Below are 17,948 nucleotides of genomic sequence, written 5' to 3'. Positions count from 1 at the left end.
TATCCGAAGATTCCTCCTTCGACTACGCGTCCCGGTCAGAATGACAAAAATGCGTCTTATATTTCTACAAAACGAAAAGCTTAAACAGTGATTCAATAAAAAAACAGCCGCTAAACGGTTTTCGAAAACGTTTAGCGGCTGTTTGAAAATGGGGAAACTAGTTACCCGACGTCTTCCCAAAGCTCGATGCTATTCCCTTCAGGGTCAAGGATATGAACGAACTTCCCATAGTCGTACACAGCTATTTCATCCAGTATCGTTACGCCTTCACTTTTTAACTGCTCAACTAGCTCTTCGAGATTTTCGACCCGGTAATTGATCATAAAGTCCTTTTTGGAGGGCTCAAAGTAAGTAGTGTTTTTATCAAACGCACCCCAAACAGTTGACCCCTCTTTAGTTGGGTCATCAGCATCGCGCCATTTGAACATCGTACCGTAGTCTTCCATAGGTAATCCCAGATGCTGGGCATACCAGTTTTTCATGTTCTGCGGGTCATCGCATTTAAAAAAGATGCCGCCTATTCCGGTTACTTTTTTCATGTATTTGTTGTAAAAATGTGTCGTTATAAAATTAGTTTAATGAAAGTGTTTCCTTATTGTATTTATTCCGATAATCAAGTGGCGATAAACCAGTGATTTTTTTGAATGTTGTTCTGAACGATTTTGTATCCGTATAGCCTACATCAAACATGACTTCAGCCACATTTTTTCGATTTGTTTCGAAGTGTTTTTTTGCAGCTTCGATTTTTACGCGTTGTATATATTCAATTACGGTATTACAGGTCGCTTTTTTGAATCGGCGTTCCAAACTTCTTCGGCTTACCGATACTAAATCAGCTAGTTGATCAATCGTTATTTTTTCCTGAAAATTTGTCTCAATATATTCCTGGGCTTTTTTTACCGATTCATCTTCGTGCGCTTTCTGACCCTGAAAAATGGTGAAGGGCGATTGGCTATCTCGCTCTATCTCAATGGCGAACACTTTTGCCGACAGTACAGCCACCTCGCGACCTACGTATTTTTCAATCAGATAGAGAATCAGATTCAGGTAGGAAAAGGCACCTCCACTCGAATAAATGCCCTGTTCGTCGGTAATAATGCGTTCCGTGACCAGATTTACATCGGGGAAGAGTTGCCGAAATTCGTTGGTTGCCAACCAATGTGTAGCACATTGCCGGCCTTTTAGTAACCCTGTCGATGCCAATAAAAAAGCGCCCAGACAAAGACTCGCCACTTCGGCCCCCCGCTGGTATTGTTTGACAATCCAGGGGATAAATTCACGGTTTATGTCAATAGCTTTTTGTATATCGCCATCCAGCGCTGGAATGATAATTAAATCGGTTTTTTTAACCTCATCAATTAGTCGATCCGCATGAGCGGTAAATGAGCCACCACTCAATTGAATTTCATGCGACAAGCCTACTAATTGTACCTGAAACAACGGCCTGGCCCCTTTTGCTTTTGCAAATTGATTTACCTGCGTCAGAAGCTGTCGAGAGCCCTCAAGACTACCTAATATAGCCCCGTGTGGAACGAGTATGGAGATGTGTTTCATGAGTCAAAAATAGGCAAATTTATTGTCGTAATCAACCCTTTTTTTGCCGCAATTTCACCCTAAAAAATCGTCACAGCCACCCTATCTTTGCCTTGTAAACAACTACCAATTTCACCATAATGAGAAAGTTAATTTTATTCATGCACGTATCGCTCGATGGCTTTGTCTGTGGACCTAACAATGAGCAGGACTGGATGACGATGGACGACCACGAGATGGGTGAATTCATGGCGTCTGACTTCCAGAAAACGGTCGATACCATGCTCGTGGGCCGGGTACTTTACGAAGGTTTCGCCAGTTTCTGGCCGACCGTACCTACCATGCCCAATACCCCTCCCGAATTGGTCGATTTCGCTTACTGGATGATCAATACGCCCAAAATCGTGTTCTCCAAAACGTTGCAGACTGTCGACTGGACAAACTCTCGTTTGGCTCAGCACGATCTGGCCGAAGAGGTGGCGCTGATCAAGCAACAACCGGGTGGCGATATCATCGTATTTGGCGGTGCTTCACTGGTAGCGGCCCTTGCCGAGCAGAACCTGATTGATGAATACCGGATTAAGCTGGAGCCAATTATTCTGGGAGCAGGCAAGCCCTTGTTTGCCCATGTCAACGACCGGATCAAGCTGAAACTTACCCGATCCAAAGCGTTCAGTTCAGGCGTTGTGGGGCTTTACTATGAGGTAAACCGATCAGTTGTTTAAACACGGAGGCACAGAGAACACAGAGGTAAATGGATCGTCTACCTCTGTGCCTCCGTGTTTAAACAGATTCCAACAACATACGATGACACAAATTAACCCTTATCTGAACTTCAACGGCAACTGCCGCGAAGCGATGACCTTCTATAAAGAGTGCTTCGGTTGTGAACTTAATCTGCAAACCATCGGCGAATCGCCCATAGCCGATCAGGCAGCCGACGAGGCAAAAGATCATATTCTGCATGCCGGTCTGACCAAAAAAGGGGCTCTGCTATTGATGGGGTCCGATATGCTGGGCACTAGCCTGATCGTCGGCAATTCCGTTACACTGTCGATCAATTGCAGTAGCGAAGACGATATTAGGTGTTTCTTTTCGAAACTGGCCGTCGGTGGACAAATCAAAGATCCACTGACGGATATGTTCTGGGGCGCCTTATTCGGCTCACTAACCGACAAATTTGGCCTGAACTGGATATTGAACTACAATAAATAGAACACGGATTGTTATGATGATTAAGATCTTGAACCTGAGGCTGTTTAAACTTTTAAGTTTCGGTATAACTGGATCGTTTTTTTGTCATTCCGACCGGAGGGAGGAATCTCAAGCTTGACTAATAAGCGACTTTGAGATTCCTCCCTCCGGTCGGAATGACAAAAAAAGAGTCTTACATTTTCCACAAAAGAAAAAGTTTAAACAGGTTCCTTAATAAATCATAATTATCATAACAATCTGCGTTCTATCTGTTTTATCTATTGTCCGCGTTATTGCCTGACTTTCATGAGCTTTCGTTTGAAATAGTCGGCGGTGGCGTTGCCCATTTTGAGGGCGTTGGTATGTTTCATCCAGTGATGGGTGTCATCGGGAATGATAAGTGTCTCCATCGAAACACCCTGTTTTTCCAGCCGCCGAACGAGGTCGGTGCTTTGGCTGACCCGGACGTTCCGATCGTCGTCGCCATGAATAATGAGCACCGGCGAGGTCCAGTTGCTTATCGATGAGATGGGTGACGATTGGTAGACAAGTTTACTGGCTGGCTCCAGATCGGGAATTCGTTCAAACCGCATCGCGCTGGGTGCTTCTCCCCCACCGGCACCCCGTTGCGAGCTCCAGTCGTGTACGCCATGAATATCGACACCAGCGGCAAAGAGCTTAGAATCGCGGGCAAGTGCCAGCGCCGTCAGGTACCCACCGTACGAACCGCCGTAAATGCCAATACGGGCAGCATCGACCTGCGGTTGTTCGGCCAGCCACTGAGCCCCCGCTTTCACATCCTGATATTCCGATGCGCCCAGGGCTCCCCCATTGGCAGGCTGATGAAATTCGTATCCATACCCAATGCCTAGCCGATAATTTACCGACAATACCACAAACCCCTGACTGGCCAGATACTGGTTGATCGCGTACGAGTTGGCATAATAATCGGAATAGTTCCAGCCAAGCAGCATCTGGCGCGGAGGGCCACCATGTACGTAGATGATCGCGGCTTTCTTGCCCGATCCACCTGCAGGTTCAAACAGTTGCCCATGTACCATCATCCCATCCGGCGCTTTATACACCACCTGTTTAGGCGTTACTAACTGATTCTGTGGAAATGTGCCCGGAATCAGATTCTGCCCCAGCAGTTTAGGCGCTCCTTTCGTGAACGTCATCACGGCCGGAAGCGGAGGACGTTGAGCGGTCGCACTAAACATCGCAATTGTCGAGCCATCGCCTGTAACTACCGGCATCCATTCGAGTCCTGCGCCGGGCGTCAGTACTTCCATAGCAGCCTTATCGACTGGTACGCGAATGGCATGACGCCGGTCAATATCTAACTTGTCGGGGCCAATATTACCGCTGAACAACAACCATTTACCATCATGACTAAGTATAATGTGCTCGGCCATAAACGCACCGGCTGTCAGCAGTAAAGGCGTTCCACCCGTCGAGGGGACTGAATACAGATGCGGCCAGCCATCTTGGTATGATAGAAAAACAATTCGGTCGCCAGCGGCCCAATGCAGGTTATAACCACCATGCGTTGAGGGCACCGACCCGGCCAATGTTTTGGGTGCCTGCCAGAGTTGCGACGCGAGTCCGGTAGCTACGTCAGCCGTCCAGATCGACCAGGGGCGATGCCGACGGGCCATGATAGAATCGGGTGCACCACCTGTACCGGGCGTACGAACAAAAACAATCCGTTTGCCATCGGGCGACCAGCGGGGTGAATCGTCACGAGAAAACGAGGGAGCCATCCAACTGATTGGTGTTTTTTCATCGGTAAATACACCGATAAAGGCATGATCACGACGGTCGCAGACGAACGCCAGTTTCGACCCATCGGGCGACCACTCAAGGGAACTGTTGGTGCCCCGCGCATTGAACATGGCTTTCGCTGCACTCGACCCATCGATGGGTGCTGACCAGATTTGTCCGCCTTTCACAAAGGCGATTCGATCACTCTTGGGCGAAAGCGTTGGTTCATCACCTTCGGCAATGGCTTTGGGATCTCCACCCGCAAACGGTACGGTCCAGATCTGTACCTTAGGGGCAATGGGCGACGCATTGGTGTTCACTGGCAATTCATCATCCCAGTTGGAGCCATGATCGCCCCCACGTACGTATACAACCCATTTCCCATCGTCCGATATGGACAGACTGGTAATTTCCTGCCCATCATCGTCGGTATAATTGGTCAGTTTACGCGGGTTAAAATCGGGTCCTTCGGCAACGTAAACATTACGTTTGCCCTGTTCATCAAATACCCAGGCAATGCGGGAGCCCTGCGCCGAGCTGGTCAGGCCACTCGGAAACGGATAACTTTTAATGGCTTCCAGCGTAACTGATTGTGCGCTGGTCAATAGGGTTTTGAAAAGGAGAAAGCCTGTTAGCAGGCTGAAAAAGTAGTACTTTTTCATGAGGTAGCGAGAAAGAGGAAAAGAATGCGTTGGATGAGTGAGTTCTGGACACTCAAATAACCATTTTATTTTCTAATCTCCTCGATTACACGAATAAAATTCTAATTATCAGCCCTATTATCCCATTTTACTACACTGAATGACTGGCTTATCATTAACGCAAAATACCTTAGATCACTCTACAAGACATCCTTTCAAAGGAGATGGGCGAAGTAATCTAAGGTATCTTCTCGGTTAACGTCAATATATGGGCATTAATGTCCTCTCACAGGACCCTTTGTCTGCCGAATAACCACTGGCACACATACACTGGCCGGGCAGCCACAGACCGTCGGCACCAACAACACCGTCACGTCGGTATAACATCCATTGCTGTTATACACCCGAATGGTATATGATTGACTGACAGTCGGATTTGCCAGATTACCGGCAATAATCCCGTTCGTCGGAATCACTTGTGCTGCCCCCGACAACGACGCTGCGGCATTGAAACTGGAACCCAGCGAGTACTGATATGTATACCCTGCATTAAATTCACTTAAGACTAGCTGTCCGTTGGTCTCGGATACGTTTCCTACACAGGTCGCCGGTACAGCGACAGCCTTAAACGTTGGCAGTGTATCTTCTTCGATAATGAACGGGCAACAACTGAAGTCAGAACATTGACCATTGCCACCATCAACTACCAATGAATACGTACCGGCTGCGGTCACACTCAACACATTGGTTGTAACGCCAACTATCTCAACGCCATCGCGATACCATTTATAACTGGTATGCCCAGGTGCCACAGAAAGCTCGAATTGATAACCACTACCCTGGCAAACCTTAACGGGTATCGACGTACAAACTTTGGCTGTATCGCCGGGAATAGTGGCCACATTGTAGAGAATACCCGCACTGTCGGCTTTGGCCTGAAAGGTCAGCGACAGACTTTGACCCGGTGTAAGCATAGCTACTGTCCACGTACTGATCGGATAACCAGAGGTGAGCGTAGTTCCTGCCGGAGCCGAAGCGGAGTTAGCCACATAGCTCAGACCCGTCGTGGTAGAATCCCGAACCGTAACGTTCGTTGCCGTTGTCGAGCCAACATTGGTTAGCACCAGCGTATAAGTAAGAATATCCCCCTGTTTAGCCTTCGACTTATCGACCACTTTATCCAGGGTCAGTAACGTTGGTAAAGCATAATAACCAGCATCCAGAGTGGGGTTGAACTCACCGGGGGCCAGGGTCACTGACTCAGTCTTACCGGTGATCAGGTCGGCGTTGGAATCCACCGTGCGGCCGGTGCCACTGTAAGGCGTAGTGGCCGTATAGCCAGTTGGGGCCGTGAAGCCCACCACGTAAGAGGTGCTACTACCGGGCGTTAGGCCGGTGAAGGAGTAGAAGCCACTGGCATTGGTTACCGTCGTCGCTGAGGCCACCCCATTGACATAAAGGATAGCTGTTACCCCAGCAATTACGGGCTCACCTGAGTCCTGAATGCCATCCTTGTCTGAATCGAGCCACACAAAGTCGCCTAAGCCAGCTGATGGAATATAGAAGCCCGCGTCTAGTGTTGGATTGAACTCACCGGGCGCTAAGGTCACTGATTCAGTCTTACCGGTGATCAGGTCCGCATTGGAGTCGATGGTCCGGTCGGTGCCACTGTAAGGCGTAGTGGCCGTGTAACCCGTTGGGGTGGTGAAGCCCACCAAATAGCTTGTACTGTTGCTAGGTGTCAGGCCGGTGAAGGAGTAAAAGCCACTGGCATCAGTGACGGTAGTAGCCGAAGCTACTCCGTTTACATACAGCACGGCAGTCACCCCAGCGATACCGGGTTCACCACTGTCCTGAATACCATCTTTATCCGAGTCGAGCCACACAAAGTCGCCTAAGCCAGCTGATGGAATATAGAAGCCTGCGTCCAGATTAGGATTATTTTCGCCCGGTGCCAGCGTCACCGAGCGGGTTTGGCCCGTGCTGACATCCGCATCACTATCAGTGGCATCATTGCCGCCCTGTTGAGCTAGTGTAGCCGTGTAGCCGGTTGGAGCGGTGAAGCCTACCACGTAGGAAGTGCTGCTACCTGGGGTTAAGCCCGTAAAGCTGTAGAAGCCCGTAGCATCAGTTACCGTCGTCGCTGAGGCCACTCCGTTTACATATAGCACGGCAGTCACCCCAGCGATACCAGGCTCACCACTGTCCTGAATGCCATCTTTGTCCGAGTCGAGCCACACGAAGTCGCCCAGGCTAGCAGCATTGGAGGAACAGTTCTGAGAAAGTTGCTGCGTAATCGTACAGCCGTTCAGGCTAACGGTAATGGTAACTGGCTGGCCCGATGGAATGCCACTGAGGATTGACCCCGTGATCGTTCCAGCCGAGGCACTGACCGAAGCGCCTGCCGTAACGGTGAAGCTGACATCATAGGTGGCTAACCCATTACAGCTAACACTGGTTTGTAAGGTGGGCAGCGGATTGACAGTTACGGTCGCTACCGTAGTACTTTCGCATCCGTTGGCATTGGCCACGGTGACGCTGTAAGCGGTGGTACTGGTTGGGCTGACCACCAGCAAACCCGTAGAATTGGTCGTGCCATCCGTGAATCTGTAACTGGTGCCACCCGTAGCCGTTAAGGTAGTGGAAGTCCCTGCACAGATAGTGGCTGAGGTAGCCGACAGAGAGACCGTTGGTAAGGCGTTGACCGTTACCGACACCGTAGCGGTAGTCGAACAGGTAGGGCTGGTGCTCACCGTCACTGTAAAGGTTCGTATACCCGTGGTCAGGGCCGAGCTGGTGGCGGTAGCCGTATTGGCATTGGTCAGGGTGACCCCTGCCGGGGCGCTCCAGGCATACGTATAGCTGCTCGCCGGACTCACCTGAGCTGTCAGACTTACCGAGGAACCCGCGCATACACTCAGGCTGCTGGCCAGCGCCGTCAGCGAGGGAGGTGTACAGGGTACATAGCCCGCATCGTAGGAAAAGTTATTCTGACCGGCAGCTCCCAGGCTGAAGACCACCTTACCAACCGCGTTGGGATCGGTGTCGATGTTGTCGGCGTTGGAGCCGGTAGCCGAATTGGGTTTGCTGCTAAGATAAGCGTTACCGGTAGTAACACTGGTAGGGAAGCTAAGCGTATAGGAGCTGCCTGCGGTCAGGCCGGTTAGGCTATAAACAAAGCCCGTGGCGGCTGAACCGCTGGTATTGGAGAAATAGTATTCACCGTTGGCATTCGTCGTGACGCTGACGGGAGTTGCCAGGCCAGGTCCGCTAAGGGTGACCACCACACCAGCCAGGGGTGTTTCGTTAGCGTCCTGAATGCCGTCGTTATCGGTATCGAGCCAGACCCGGTTGCCAATCTCAATGGGGGCAATATCGCAAAGGATGTCGATATCACCTAACCCTCCTCCTTTGCCAAAGTTTGTTATGTCGGTGTTACCAATAAGCTGATACGCCCTCGTTTTATTGCCAGTCGATGTACTAAGCCATCTAATTCCCAGGGAGTTGAAGGCAAGGGGATCTAAAGCCACATTGGTGACCTCGTTTTTTCCGGGATAGACAGTTGCACTACCCAGGGCCGTTTCATGGTGGGTGGCATCAAAACCGGTGTAATAATCACCATAGAAGAACTCACCGGTGCCATTGACCCCATCCGTAGAGAGGAAGCCAATCGCAGCCGCGTTACCGGTTGGATTGCCAGGATCAGATTCGCCTAATTCGGCCACAAAAGAAGCCCCCTGTTTACCAAAGTAAATGATATCGCCAGCGGATCCACCTGAAATAAGCGTGCGGTTGGCCGAAATAGCTTCGTAATTATTCCACCCGATCTGATGGCTAAAGCGATCCATGATATTGACAACCATCGACCCATTATCTGTAAATTCAATGTCCGACAGTAATGGCTGTGGAGAAGAGATAAAGTTGGAAAACCCGCTATTGATTTCGGCGGCTGTCCAGGTATTATTCCACCGTTGCCACAGACCCGATATAGCAGTTCCGGATGTAAAGTTTTGGTAATACGGCTCCCGATTATAGTTGAGCGGAATGGTAGCGACCGTGGTGAACGTGGTTGGACTGGCCGGGTCAAACGATACGACATAGCCAATCAGGCTGGCGGGTTGCCGAACAGTGCTTTGGGCCGACGCATCGCAGACCAGTCCTAAATACCCCTTGCCATTATATAATTTTAAGCCAAAAGGACGTAGTACGCCATTGGTACAGGATGGTACGTTGAGGATACTGGCAATCGGATATTGCTTTACTAACGAACCGGATAATGTATTTGGATTGGATGTTGTCGGGGTAAGTGTTTTAATGTCTACTGCGATCAACGCTTTTTGATTAAGGTTGACCATCCATAGTGTGTTTCCATCTTCCGATACATCAATATCCCCATAGCCTACCGTACCTACCTTCCCATACGCATCTAAATCAACCGATGGGTTGGTAGTGGCCGCAGGCAATTGAGTATCACCGGCTGACCCCGACGAGATGGTTCCGGTAATGTTTGTTCGGGTAACGCTTCCCAAACTGATAGCGGCTCCGCCGTTGGCTGGAGTTACGCCTTCGAGGTCGAATCCACCTAATAAAGTTGGTGTAGCCGTGCTGTAATCCATTACGTAGACACCATCCATGCCTCTTGGCCCTAAGCCGACGTGACGTTTCAGGAAGGCGCTGGTAAAGATTCGTTTTCTAGTTCGTTGATAAGCTACCCCCCAAACACTTCCCAGCGTTTGTACATTGAAATCCTCCGAGGGCCCAACCGACGAGCCGCTGCTGGTATAGGGAAAAGAGACAAAAGCAGGATTTGTATTCGTTGTACCATTGCCATTTTCATAACAGGGGATAGCTAAATCAGGGTTGCTTTGGCAATAATTGGTTGGATAGTTAGCCCCGAAATTAACTCCACTAGTACCACCCGTAGTAAACTGAACAGAGGTTGCATTGCTGATACCTCTGAAGCTTTCATAGTCCGTAGTGACCAGATTGGTAAACTCCACCCGATATGCGTTGGTATTTCCTACGGTGAGGGTGTATGTACCCAATGAGGACGCTACTGTACTACTTGTTGTAGTAGCCACGGCAATTCCGGCGGCATTGTAGGCTGTAATAGTGACTCCTCCAATGCCAGGTTCGCCATAAGCATAGGTGCCGGAGGCTGGAATACTAGCATAAACCCCATCACTGTTAAAGTCGCGAAACACGGTTCCAGTAATGGTCTGTCCAAAGATTGGCGATGAAATAGCTATTAATGTTATTGTAAGAAGGAATAGCCAACTTCTTTTTTTCGATGCACCGGTAGGCATATACTCGCTGTTTTATAGACGATTTTATACAACGGTTACATACTTGACAATAAATGTGCCTTATCTCTACTTGGAAGACGAAAAAATATATTTATTTGTATTTTAAGCGTTAAAACACGTAAAAATGAACTCAATCGGCTATTCTAAAGCGTCAACCCTGCGCCTTCATCAAACAACGTGCCAATAACAGATAAAATATAACCATATAAGTACATCAATAATAAATATAAGCAACAAAAAATTGTATACTTAAATATGAATATAATATGAAAGTATATTTTTTATGGAAAACCCCAATATAGCTTAACCGCTGTTGCAGGACTTTACTATAAAACGAAACGGTTTATTAGCTCTCGTAAACCTAAATACTGTCCCTTGTAAGCTTGTACTCATTTCTCATACCGACACCAGACCAGGATTGATTACACTTCTATAAGTACATTTTTAGAAGAAAGCCTGTCGCCTAACGATAATCCCCCGAAAGGTTATGATCTTTCGGGGGATTGAGAAGCAAACTTCTGTAACACACAACTACTTGCCAAGCGTAATTTCCTTTTCCTTATATCCACCCCGCGTGGAGAGTAGCTTTACTTTGGCCTTCACAGGTCCTGGCTGATTCAGTTTAACCCGGAAAACCGCTTCTTTTTTCTCGCCAGGTTTTATGTAGCCTGCGTAAACCGTTTTGTCGAATAAGGTCGGTTGGGTAATGATCACCTTGGCCTCTTTGAAACCTTTCAGCAGCGCCTTGTCAAAATCCAGCGAAATCCGATCTTCCTGCACCATTTTTACCCGCTTGGCCTGTTCGAGTGCCACCGGCAATTTGCCGGAGTTGGTCCAGGTAGCTCTCACTTCATACTCGTTATCGGCCAATGGTTTTACGGTTACGTCGGTCAGCTCAATTTGCGGGAGTTCTTTCGCCATGGCCAGGTTAAACAGCGATTCTTTCGAAATCCAGTTTTCCAACTGCCAGGCCGGGCCGTTCTGGGCGAAGAATTTGGGATGAAATCCGCCAATTTCGACGGCCCCCAGCTGCGGATGCGTGAATTTGGTCCACAGTTTAAAGCCCTGCTTTTTATTGGCTTCGTCGTCCCACATCAGGCCATCGTATTCGTCATAATCACCGTCGCCGTCGTAGTCTTTTATGGCTCCTCCATTCCAGAGTTCATCGCCATACCAAACGGCTCCGTACTGAAAATACCCAAAATCAGGACCATGTCCGAAAAGTGGTTCGGGTTTGGATGGATCACCCGTCAGGCGGTTCACTTTGTTGCGGGTATTGTACACCTCATACACATCGCCCGCCCACGGATAATGCGTAAACGAAAGACCCAGACTATCCATATGCTTGTAAATGGCCAGATCGGGCGGAAACATGCTTTCGGCGCTGGACGAGGTGGACGGCGGACGCAGGTGCATCGGTACGCGCGTATCCATCGAGTTCACCACCGTAATGTTCGGATGCCCCATCAACCAGACAAACGTAGCCCGCGTTTCGGGTTCGCTCAGAGGAAACTCGCTGGCCCCTCCCTGCGTATATCCCCGGCCGGTGAAATCTCCTCCCTGATCGGGTCGCCAGTTTTCGGGATAGTTGCGGTGATTGTCCAAACCGCCAATACCGTCTTCGTTGTATTTACCATCGCCGTCATTGTCAATGCCTTCGGTATATACCAGATAATCGCCCTGACCGGCCTGTACCCGCTTCATCAATCGACCGGCTTTGTCTTTTGGATCAATAACGTAGTCGGCTTTTTCCAGCTCTTCTTTTGTTACGGCCTTTTTGCGGATCTGGTAGATGATTCCATCGCCATCGAGGTCGTCTTCCGAATCTTCATCCAGTAGGCCATCCCGATCATCGTCGCGGGGGCGCATCGAACTGCGGTTCCGTTGAGCCGTGTAGAGGTACATAGTGGCTCCATCGGGATTGTTTTCCGGACGCAGGTAGATCGACTTGGTATCCAGCAGTTTAGTAATAGCGGGATCTTTTCCGTAATTGTCGAGCAGGTGTTTGGTCAGCCAGAGCACCGCTTCGCTACTGGTCACTTCGCCACTATGCCGACCTCCTTCAAAATAAGCAGCGGGTTTGTCGGTATGCTTTCCCGCTTTCTTGTTGGTCAGTGTCATCTGTAAAATCGGCCGCCCTTCATAGCTTCTGGCGACTTCGTACAGATCAACCAGATTCGGGTATTGTTCGGCCCATTTCCGGCACCAGCTATACATCACATCGGGTGTGTGGTATGTGTCGAAGGTGAGCGTTAGACCGGGCTCATACTGTACTTCCTTGAACCGATGTTTTTTGAAATAACTGATGCCATGTCGTTCGCCTTTTACGGTGTACACTTTACGGGCGGTATCCTGCTCAGGCCATTTTTCTTCGGTACCATAATAGGATTTCTGGGCGTATGTGGTTCCGCAAACGATTAGACAGAGTAGTAACGTACTGACTTGTTTCATAGAAGAGAGGTTGTGATGAAGCAATATATTGATGATTTTGCGAATGGCGAAAACGAACGAATATTCTATCCATGAATTACCAATCCTCCCAATTAATTTGGTAGCTAAAGTCTATTTTTTAATTATTTCATCCTATATGGCTATAGCTATCTATCCCTTTACCGCTTGCTAAACCCAGATCGGTCCGCTTCCTTTTTGTGGGCTAAATAACGTATTTGCAATCCGATACCTACACTGCCTAAATCCAATGAAGTACCTCCTACCAGTTGCCTTCTCTCTCTTTACCTTACTAAGCTGTTCTGATAAATCCGGTAAAAGCAATTCGACAAACCCATCCGACTCGGCCCGAACCTCTACCGGCCCGTCCCTCTACGAAGATTCAGAAACTGCTTCGTTCCAACTCCTGAAAGAAGACAGTAAATGGGGCTGGCAGTATCGGACGGACGAGACCACCTATAAAGTAGTCAATGTGGCCCTGCAAGGTAAAGATACACAGCACTACATGGCGAAATACCGAACCGTAACCAACGGAGCGACTAGTCTGGAAGGGCAAAAAAGAACCATTCAAATCGAATTAAGATCTCTGGACAATCCGAAGAAAATAGTATTAAAGAAACAGCACGATTGTGATGAAATAATCTTCGATTGGAAATACTACAAAACCATCAAATATGGTTGCTGTGGAAGTTTAGATCAGCTAAAACTCTATGATTATCAAGGGAAACTGCTTATTGAAGGGGTATTACCCATTACAACTGCATCCGTCCCAAATCGTGACTTTAGGTTTTACATATCATTTCAAGCGAATGAAGATCAGGATTCAACAACTATTGGAACTTTACAATTGAGCTACAATAGTTCAGAAATTTACCGAATCCAAATAAAATCCGCTAACCACACGCCTTCTGAAAACTGTGGCCCATATACACTCCCTATTTTAAGACTAAAAACGGGCAGTACCAAAGATGATTATAATGAACAGGATAAAACATATAGTTTGTGGTCATTAGAACATCAGAAGGCTTTGGCCCCCGATCAACTTAACGGCCTGACGATACGCGCCAATTTCGATTGCGACCCGACTATCGGCATCATCGACATTCCCATCATTAACGGTCAGCCGTTTGGCAAAGCCGGTAAAAATCAGGTGTATCAGGTAAAATAGAACCGTAGCGACGGACCGACAGATTTTTATGATCTTTATGATTCAATATGATCTGCGTAAATCATAAAGATCCGTGTACTATACCTCTAAATCCTATGAAACCCTATCTCCTATCCCTACTAATTTGCCTGAGTGCTCAATTTGCGTGGGCACAACCAGCGGTACAGAAACGCTATCAGACCCAATTGATCATGGCCGATAATGGTAGTACCATCGATCTAGATGCGGGTACGTTCACCTTTACGGGCAGCTTGTCGTTGCAGGATAAAAAACGGATTGTGATCCGTGGAAAAGGTATCGACAAAACTATTCTCAGCTTTAAAGGTCAGACTGACGGTGCCGAAGGCTTACGGGTTTCCAATGCCGAAGACATCGTGATCGAAAACCTGACAGTCCAGGACTCCAAAGGCGACGGCATCAAAACCATGAACGTGAAAGGCATCACGTTCCGCAACGTAAAGGTCGAATGGACAGGTACCCCCAAGGCCGAAAACGGTGGTTACGGCCTGTATCCAGTGCAGTGCGACAATGTGGTCATTGACGGATGCACAGCCATTGGCGCTTCCGACGCGGGAATTTATGTCGGACAGTCGCGCGGTATTGTGGTCAAGAACAGCAAAGCCTATCACAACGTAGCCGGTATCGAGATCGAAAACTCGCGCAATGCCGATGTGTTCGACAACGAAGCCTACGAAAACACGGGCGGCATTCTGGTCTTCGACTTACCTGATCTGGTTCAGAAACAAGGGGGTATGATACGAGTCTTTAACAATTACGTTCACGATAATAACTTCCCGAATTTCGCTCCTGCCGGGAATATCGTTGCCAGCGTATCGGACGGTACGGGCCTGATGATTCTGGCAGCGAACAACGTAGAAGTCTTCAATAACCGGTTTATCCGCAACCAGACCCTTGGCACGGGTGTAATCAGCTATTTGCTGACCGAACGTCCGATCACCGACAAAGCCTATTATCCCTTCGCAACGGCCATATCGATTCACGACAATGTGTACGAACGGAATCCCGGTCCCGTCAGTCAGCGCGGTCGGTACAACAAAATTTTCGATAAGGTATTAAAGCCAGGGCAGGATGTTCCACACATCATCTACGATGGTATTGCCGACCCCAGTACGCTGGATAAGGAAGGAAAACTGCTGGCTGATAAGCGTATCTGCATTCGAAATAACAAGAATCAGAGCTTCGTCAATCTGGATGCCGCCCGTGGTTTCCAGAACGTTTCGTTTACCACAACTCCCTTCGATTGCCAGTTGGAGCCGGTAAAGACGACCGTAAGCACCAATCGTTAAGCTCATGCGGATCTATTTCGTTTGGTGTCTATTTTTAGCGTTTGGCTGGCTGCTATTGGGCAGTTGGCAAACCGTAGCTATCCCCGAAAAGCTGTCTGATTACAGCTTTTTCAGGGGCAAACTAGCCGATCAGCAACCAGCCGATGGCGTAGTCCCGTATGCGCTCAACACACCCCTTTTCTCGGATTATGCTGAAAAGCTGCGCTTTGTCAAACTACCTGCTGGTCGGTCGGTGGCCTATAACGACACGGCGGTGCTGGATTTTCCGGTGGGCACAACATTAATCAAAACGTTTTACTATCCAGCCGATTTTCGGAACCCGGCCAAAGGACGTCGACTGATCGAAACGCGATTGCTGATCCATAACCCGGAAGGTTGGAAAGCACTCGATTATGTCTGGAACGATGAGCAAACGGATGCCCTGCTCGAAGTGGCCGGTGATACTAAAACAGTAAGCTACATCGACGCCGAGGGCAAAGCGCAGCAGCATCCTTTCACCATTCCGAACCTGAACCAGTGCAAAGGCTGCCACAACCGGGCCGAAGTGATGACGCCCATCGGGCCATCGGTCCGGCAACTGAACGGCGATCTGGTCTATGGGACGTCCCGTCGCGAAAATCAGCTAGTTCACTGGCAGCGGATGGGGCTGTTAACGGGGATGCCAGCGCTAGAAAAATGCCCGAAAACACCCGTCTGGAATAAGCCCGAAACGGGTGCACTCAACGACCGGGCGCGTGCCTGGCTCGACATAAACTGTGCGCACTGTCACAATCCTAAAGGTCCTGCCATGACCTCAGGATTGAACCTGAGCATTTCGGAGAAAGACCCAACTGCCTTAGGCATTTTGAAAACACCCGTTGCCGCCGGACGCGGTTCGGGCGGGCATGCTTACGACATTGTTCCTGGTAAACCCGACGAATCGATCCTGATCTACCGGATGGCCTCGACCGATCCTGGCGAAATGATGCCTGAACTTGGCCGCAAAACCGTCCATCGCGAAAGCCTGACGTTACTGCGGGAATGGATAAAGTCGTTGAACTAATTTTCAGCTCTACCTAATAGTTTATAAATGAACCTGTTTTAACGTGAACTATACGATTCAATCATTAAACCTGTTTAAACTTTCCTTGAAAAGCCATTTTTGTCATTCCGAGGAACGACAAAAAGAGTCTTACTTGTTCTAGAAAACGACTTATTTCCGTACCTGTAAAAGGCGCTTTGTCAAAAACCGGCGTACTGGTTCATCATATAGTTTCAAGCATACATAAGCTAATACTATGGATCCGATAACAAGCGCTAATGCACCGGGCAACGATTGTTCGAATGTGAGCTTTTCGTTTTTAACCCAGGCATAATACAAATAGATAAAAGGATAGTGGACCATATACAGCGGGTACGAAATATCGCCTAAAAATTTGCATAGCCGGGTTGTCGTTTCGTCTGTTGTTTTTCCAGAAGCCCCCAGATAAACAAGTAATGGAAAGATAACAACGACACAGATTGTGTCATATACACCATTCATCCATAAATTTTCACTACCCCCGATTCGGGGTATTGCCGATACAATAACAATAGCCAGGCTACCTATCCAGAAAGCACCCCGCACATGGATTGGTTTGAATACGCGAGCTAGTAGTAGTCCTGCCGAGAATGAAAATAACAGACGCCAGGAACCACCAATTATATTTTCTTCTGTTAACGAAAATCCAACACATATATCGCCGTAGGGCCCCCAAATGGCAAAGGCTGCCAATCCGCAACCGGCCACTAACACGAATATGGAAAGCGCCTGGGTCGAAAGTTTATGGAGAAAGAATGCATAAAGGATATTACCAATATATTCAAAAAACAACGACCAGCTCGGTCCATTCAGCGGATACATTTCGCCCACGCCCCGAATTTCAATATTGGGAGTTACCGGAATTAGACAAGCATTTATACAGGTAGCGACCAACAGCCTGGTTATCGCTACTTTTGAAACGTCCCAAACCGAGCAGCCCTGAAAGTAGAACATAACAGCTCCGATCACAGCCCCCATCACGACCATCGGATGCAAACGAATAAATCTACGTTTGAGAAAGTCACTTATTGTCATCGTTTTCCATCGATCATCATACGCGTAGCTGACAACAAAGCCGGACAGGATAAAAAAGAAGTCAACAGCCAAATAGCCGTGATTGATTTGCTGGTCGATATGACTGGTTGCAAAGGCTTCAAATACGTGAAAACAGACAACTGTTACTGCCGCTACACCCCGTAATCCATCAAGTATGTTGTAATGCGGTTTGGTGTCTGCAAAGGCAGCAGAGGTTTTGTTTTGGGACATGCTATACAATTAATTAGAACGTAGTTGGGCCTGCTAGAAAGCGCAACTGTCGTTCCATGGTTGCCAGGAGTGGCATTTATTAATTTTTGATAAACTACTGCGAAGAGGGCTCTAGTTAACCAAGAAGGTGTTTAAACTTTTAAAATTTCATTAAAACTGGGTAGCTTTTTTGTCATGCTTCCTGCGACAGCATGACAAAAACACGCATTTTTGAACTTTTAAAGCTCAAACAGGTTCAAGCTTATTTGCGGCTCAATAATA

11 protein-coding genes are annotated in these 17,948 nt (G+C 48.3%); 5 read left to right on the top strand and 6 right to left on the bottom strand.

Annotated elements, in window-relative coordinates:
- Nucleotides 1-161: 161 nt before the first annotated feature.
- Nucleotides 162-539 carry a VOC family protein gene (locus tag ACYVFD_RS16845; RefSeq protein WP_461091433.1) on the bottom strand — a complete coding sequence of 126 codons (378 nt, stop codon included), beginning with the start codon at nt 537-539 and terminating at the stop codon, nt 162-164.
- A gap of 31 nt (nt 540-570) precedes the next feature.
- The gene (locus tag ACYVFD_RS16840) at nt 571-1,554 is read right to left on the bottom strand and encodes a GlxA family transcriptional regulator (RefSeq protein ID WP_461091432.1); all 984 of its coding nucleotides are present in this window, start codon (nt 1,552-1,554) and stop codon (nt 571-573) included.
- A gap of 119 nt (nt 1,555-1,673) precedes the next feature.
- Here ACYVFD_RS16840 and ACYVFD_RS16835 point away from each other — a divergent pair, with 119 nt between their 5' ends.
- Both ACYVFD_RS16835 and ACYVFD_RS16830 read left to right on the top strand, forming a co-directional pair.
- Nucleotides 1,674-2,258 carry a dihydrofolate reductase family protein gene (locus tag ACYVFD_RS16835; RefSeq protein WP_461091431.1) on the top strand — a complete coding sequence of 195 codons (585 nt, stop codon included), beginning with the start codon at nt 1,674-1,676 and terminating at the stop codon, nt 2,256-2,258.
- 82 nt (nt 2,259-2,340) lie between these two features.
- Nucleotides 2,341-2,748, top strand: a complete 408-nt coding sequence (locus ACYVFD_RS16830; protein ID WP_461091430.1) for a VOC family protein — start codon at nt 2,341-2,343, stop codon at nt 2,746-2,748.
- Between the two features lie 269 nt (nt 2,749-3,017).
- Here the strand turns inward: ACYVFD_RS16830 and ACYVFD_RS16825 are convergent, their stop codons facing one another.
- The 3 genes from ACYVFD_RS16825 to ACYVFD_RS16815 all read right to left on the bottom strand — a co-directional run bounded on the left by ACYVFD_RS16825 (nt 3,018) and on the right by ACYVFD_RS16815 (nt 12,889).
- The gene (locus ACYVFD_RS16825; RefSeq protein WP_461091429.1) at nt 3,018-5,153 is read right to left on the bottom strand and encodes a S9 family peptidase; all 2,136 of its coding nucleotides are present in this window, start codon (nt 5,151-5,153) and stop codon (nt 3,018-3,020) included.
- A 254-nt stretch (nt 5,154-5,407) separates the two neighbouring features.
- Nucleotides 5,408-10,336, bottom strand: a complete 4,929-nt coding sequence (locus ACYVFD_RS16820) for an SdrD B-like domain-containing protein (protein ID WP_461091428.1) — start codon at nt 10,334-10,336, stop codon at nt 5,408-5,410.
- A gap of 633 nt (nt 10,337-10,969) precedes the next feature.
- Nucleotides 10,970-12,889 carry a M14 family metallopeptidase gene (locus ACYVFD_RS16815; RefSeq protein WP_461091427.1) on the bottom strand — a complete coding sequence of 640 codons (1,920 nt, stop codon included), beginning with the start codon at nt 12,887-12,889 and terminating at the stop codon, nt 10,970-10,972.
- 247 nt (nt 12,890-13,136) lie between these two features.
- On the opposite strand from ACYVFD_RS16815, the gene ACYVFD_RS16810 reads away from it, so the two are divergent.
- The 3 genes from ACYVFD_RS16810 (at nt 13,137) to ACYVFD_RS16800 (ending at nt 16,403) form a co-directional block, all read left to right on the top strand.
- A complete protein-coding gene (locus tag ACYVFD_RS16810; protein WP_461091426.1) occupies nt 13,137-14,054 on the top strand; it encodes a hypothetical protein in 918 nt (305 codons plus the stop codon).
- Nucleotides 14,055-14,149: 95 nt separating this feature from the next.
- On the top strand, nt 14,150-15,361 hold the full coding sequence (locus ACYVFD_RS16805) for a parallel beta-helix domain-containing protein (protein WP_461091425.1): 1,212 nt from the start codon (nt 14,150-14,152) through the stop codon (nt 15,359-15,361).
- A 4-nt stretch (nt 15,362-15,365) separates the two neighbouring features.
- Nucleotides 15,366-16,403 (top strand): SO2930 family diheme c-type cytochrome, encoded by a 1,038-nt coding sequence (locus tag ACYVFD_RS16800; RefSeq protein ID WP_461091424.1) that lies wholly within the window; start codon nt 15,366-15,368, stop codon nt 16,401-16,403.
- Between the two features lie 150 nt (nt 16,404-16,553).
- On the opposite strand, the gene ACYVFD_RS16795 is transcribed toward ACYVFD_RS16800, so the two are convergent.
- Entirely contained in the window at nt 16,554-17,687 is a 1,134-nt protein-coding gene (locus ACYVFD_RS16795; protein ID WP_461091423.1) for an acyltransferase family protein, read from the bottom strand.
- Nucleotides 17,688-17,948 lie beyond the last annotated feature (261 nt).

Source organism: Spirosoma gilvum, from assembly GCF_054776815.1.
Note: the sequence above shows the minus strand (reverse complement) of the source record. Positions and strands in the feature narration are given on the sequence as shown.

What these genes read in the sequence shown, in the direction of transcription:
- ACYVFD_RS16835 (WP_461091431.1), top strand. Translation starts at nt 1,674, where the DNA reads ATGAGAAAGTTAATTTTATTCATGCACGTATCGCTCGATGGCTTTGTC.
- ACYVFD_RS16840 (WP_461091432.1), bottom strand. Translation starts at nt 1,554, where the DNA reads ATGAAACACATCTCCATACTCGTTCCACACGGGGCTATATTAGGTAGT.
- ACYVFD_RS16795 (WP_461091423.1), bottom strand. Translation starts at nt 17,687, where the DNA reads ATGTCCCAAAACAAAACCTCTGCTGCCTTTGCAGACACCAAACCGCAT.
- ACYVFD_RS16825 (WP_461091429.1), bottom strand. Translation starts at nt 5,153, where the DNA reads ATGAAAAAGTACTACTTTTTCAGCCTGCTAACAGGCTTTCTCCTTTTC.
- ACYVFD_RS16800 (WP_461091424.1), top strand. Translation starts at nt 15,366, where the DNA reads ATGCGGATCTATTTCGTTTGGTGTCTATTTTTAGCGTTTGGCTGGCTG.
- ACYVFD_RS16815 (WP_461091427.1), bottom strand. Translation starts at nt 12,889, where the DNA reads ATGAAACAAGTCAGTACGTTACTACTCTGTCTAATCGTTTGCGGAACC.
- ACYVFD_RS16810 (WP_461091426.1), top strand. Translation starts at nt 13,137, where the DNA reads ATGAAGTACCTCCTACCAGTTGCCTTCTCTCTCTTTACCTTACTAAGC.
- ACYVFD_RS16845 (WP_461091433.1), bottom strand. Translation starts at nt 539, where the DNA reads ATGAAAAAAGTAACCGGAATAGGCGGCATCTTTTTTAAATGCGATGAC.
- ACYVFD_RS16805 (WP_461091425.1), top strand. Translation starts at nt 14,150, where the DNA reads ATGAAACCCTATCTCCTATCCCTACTAATTTGCCTGAGTGCTCAATTT.
- ACYVFD_RS16830 (WP_461091430.1), top strand. Translation starts at nt 2,341, where the DNA reads ATGACACAAATTAACCCTTATCTGAACTTCAACGGCAACTGCCGCGAA.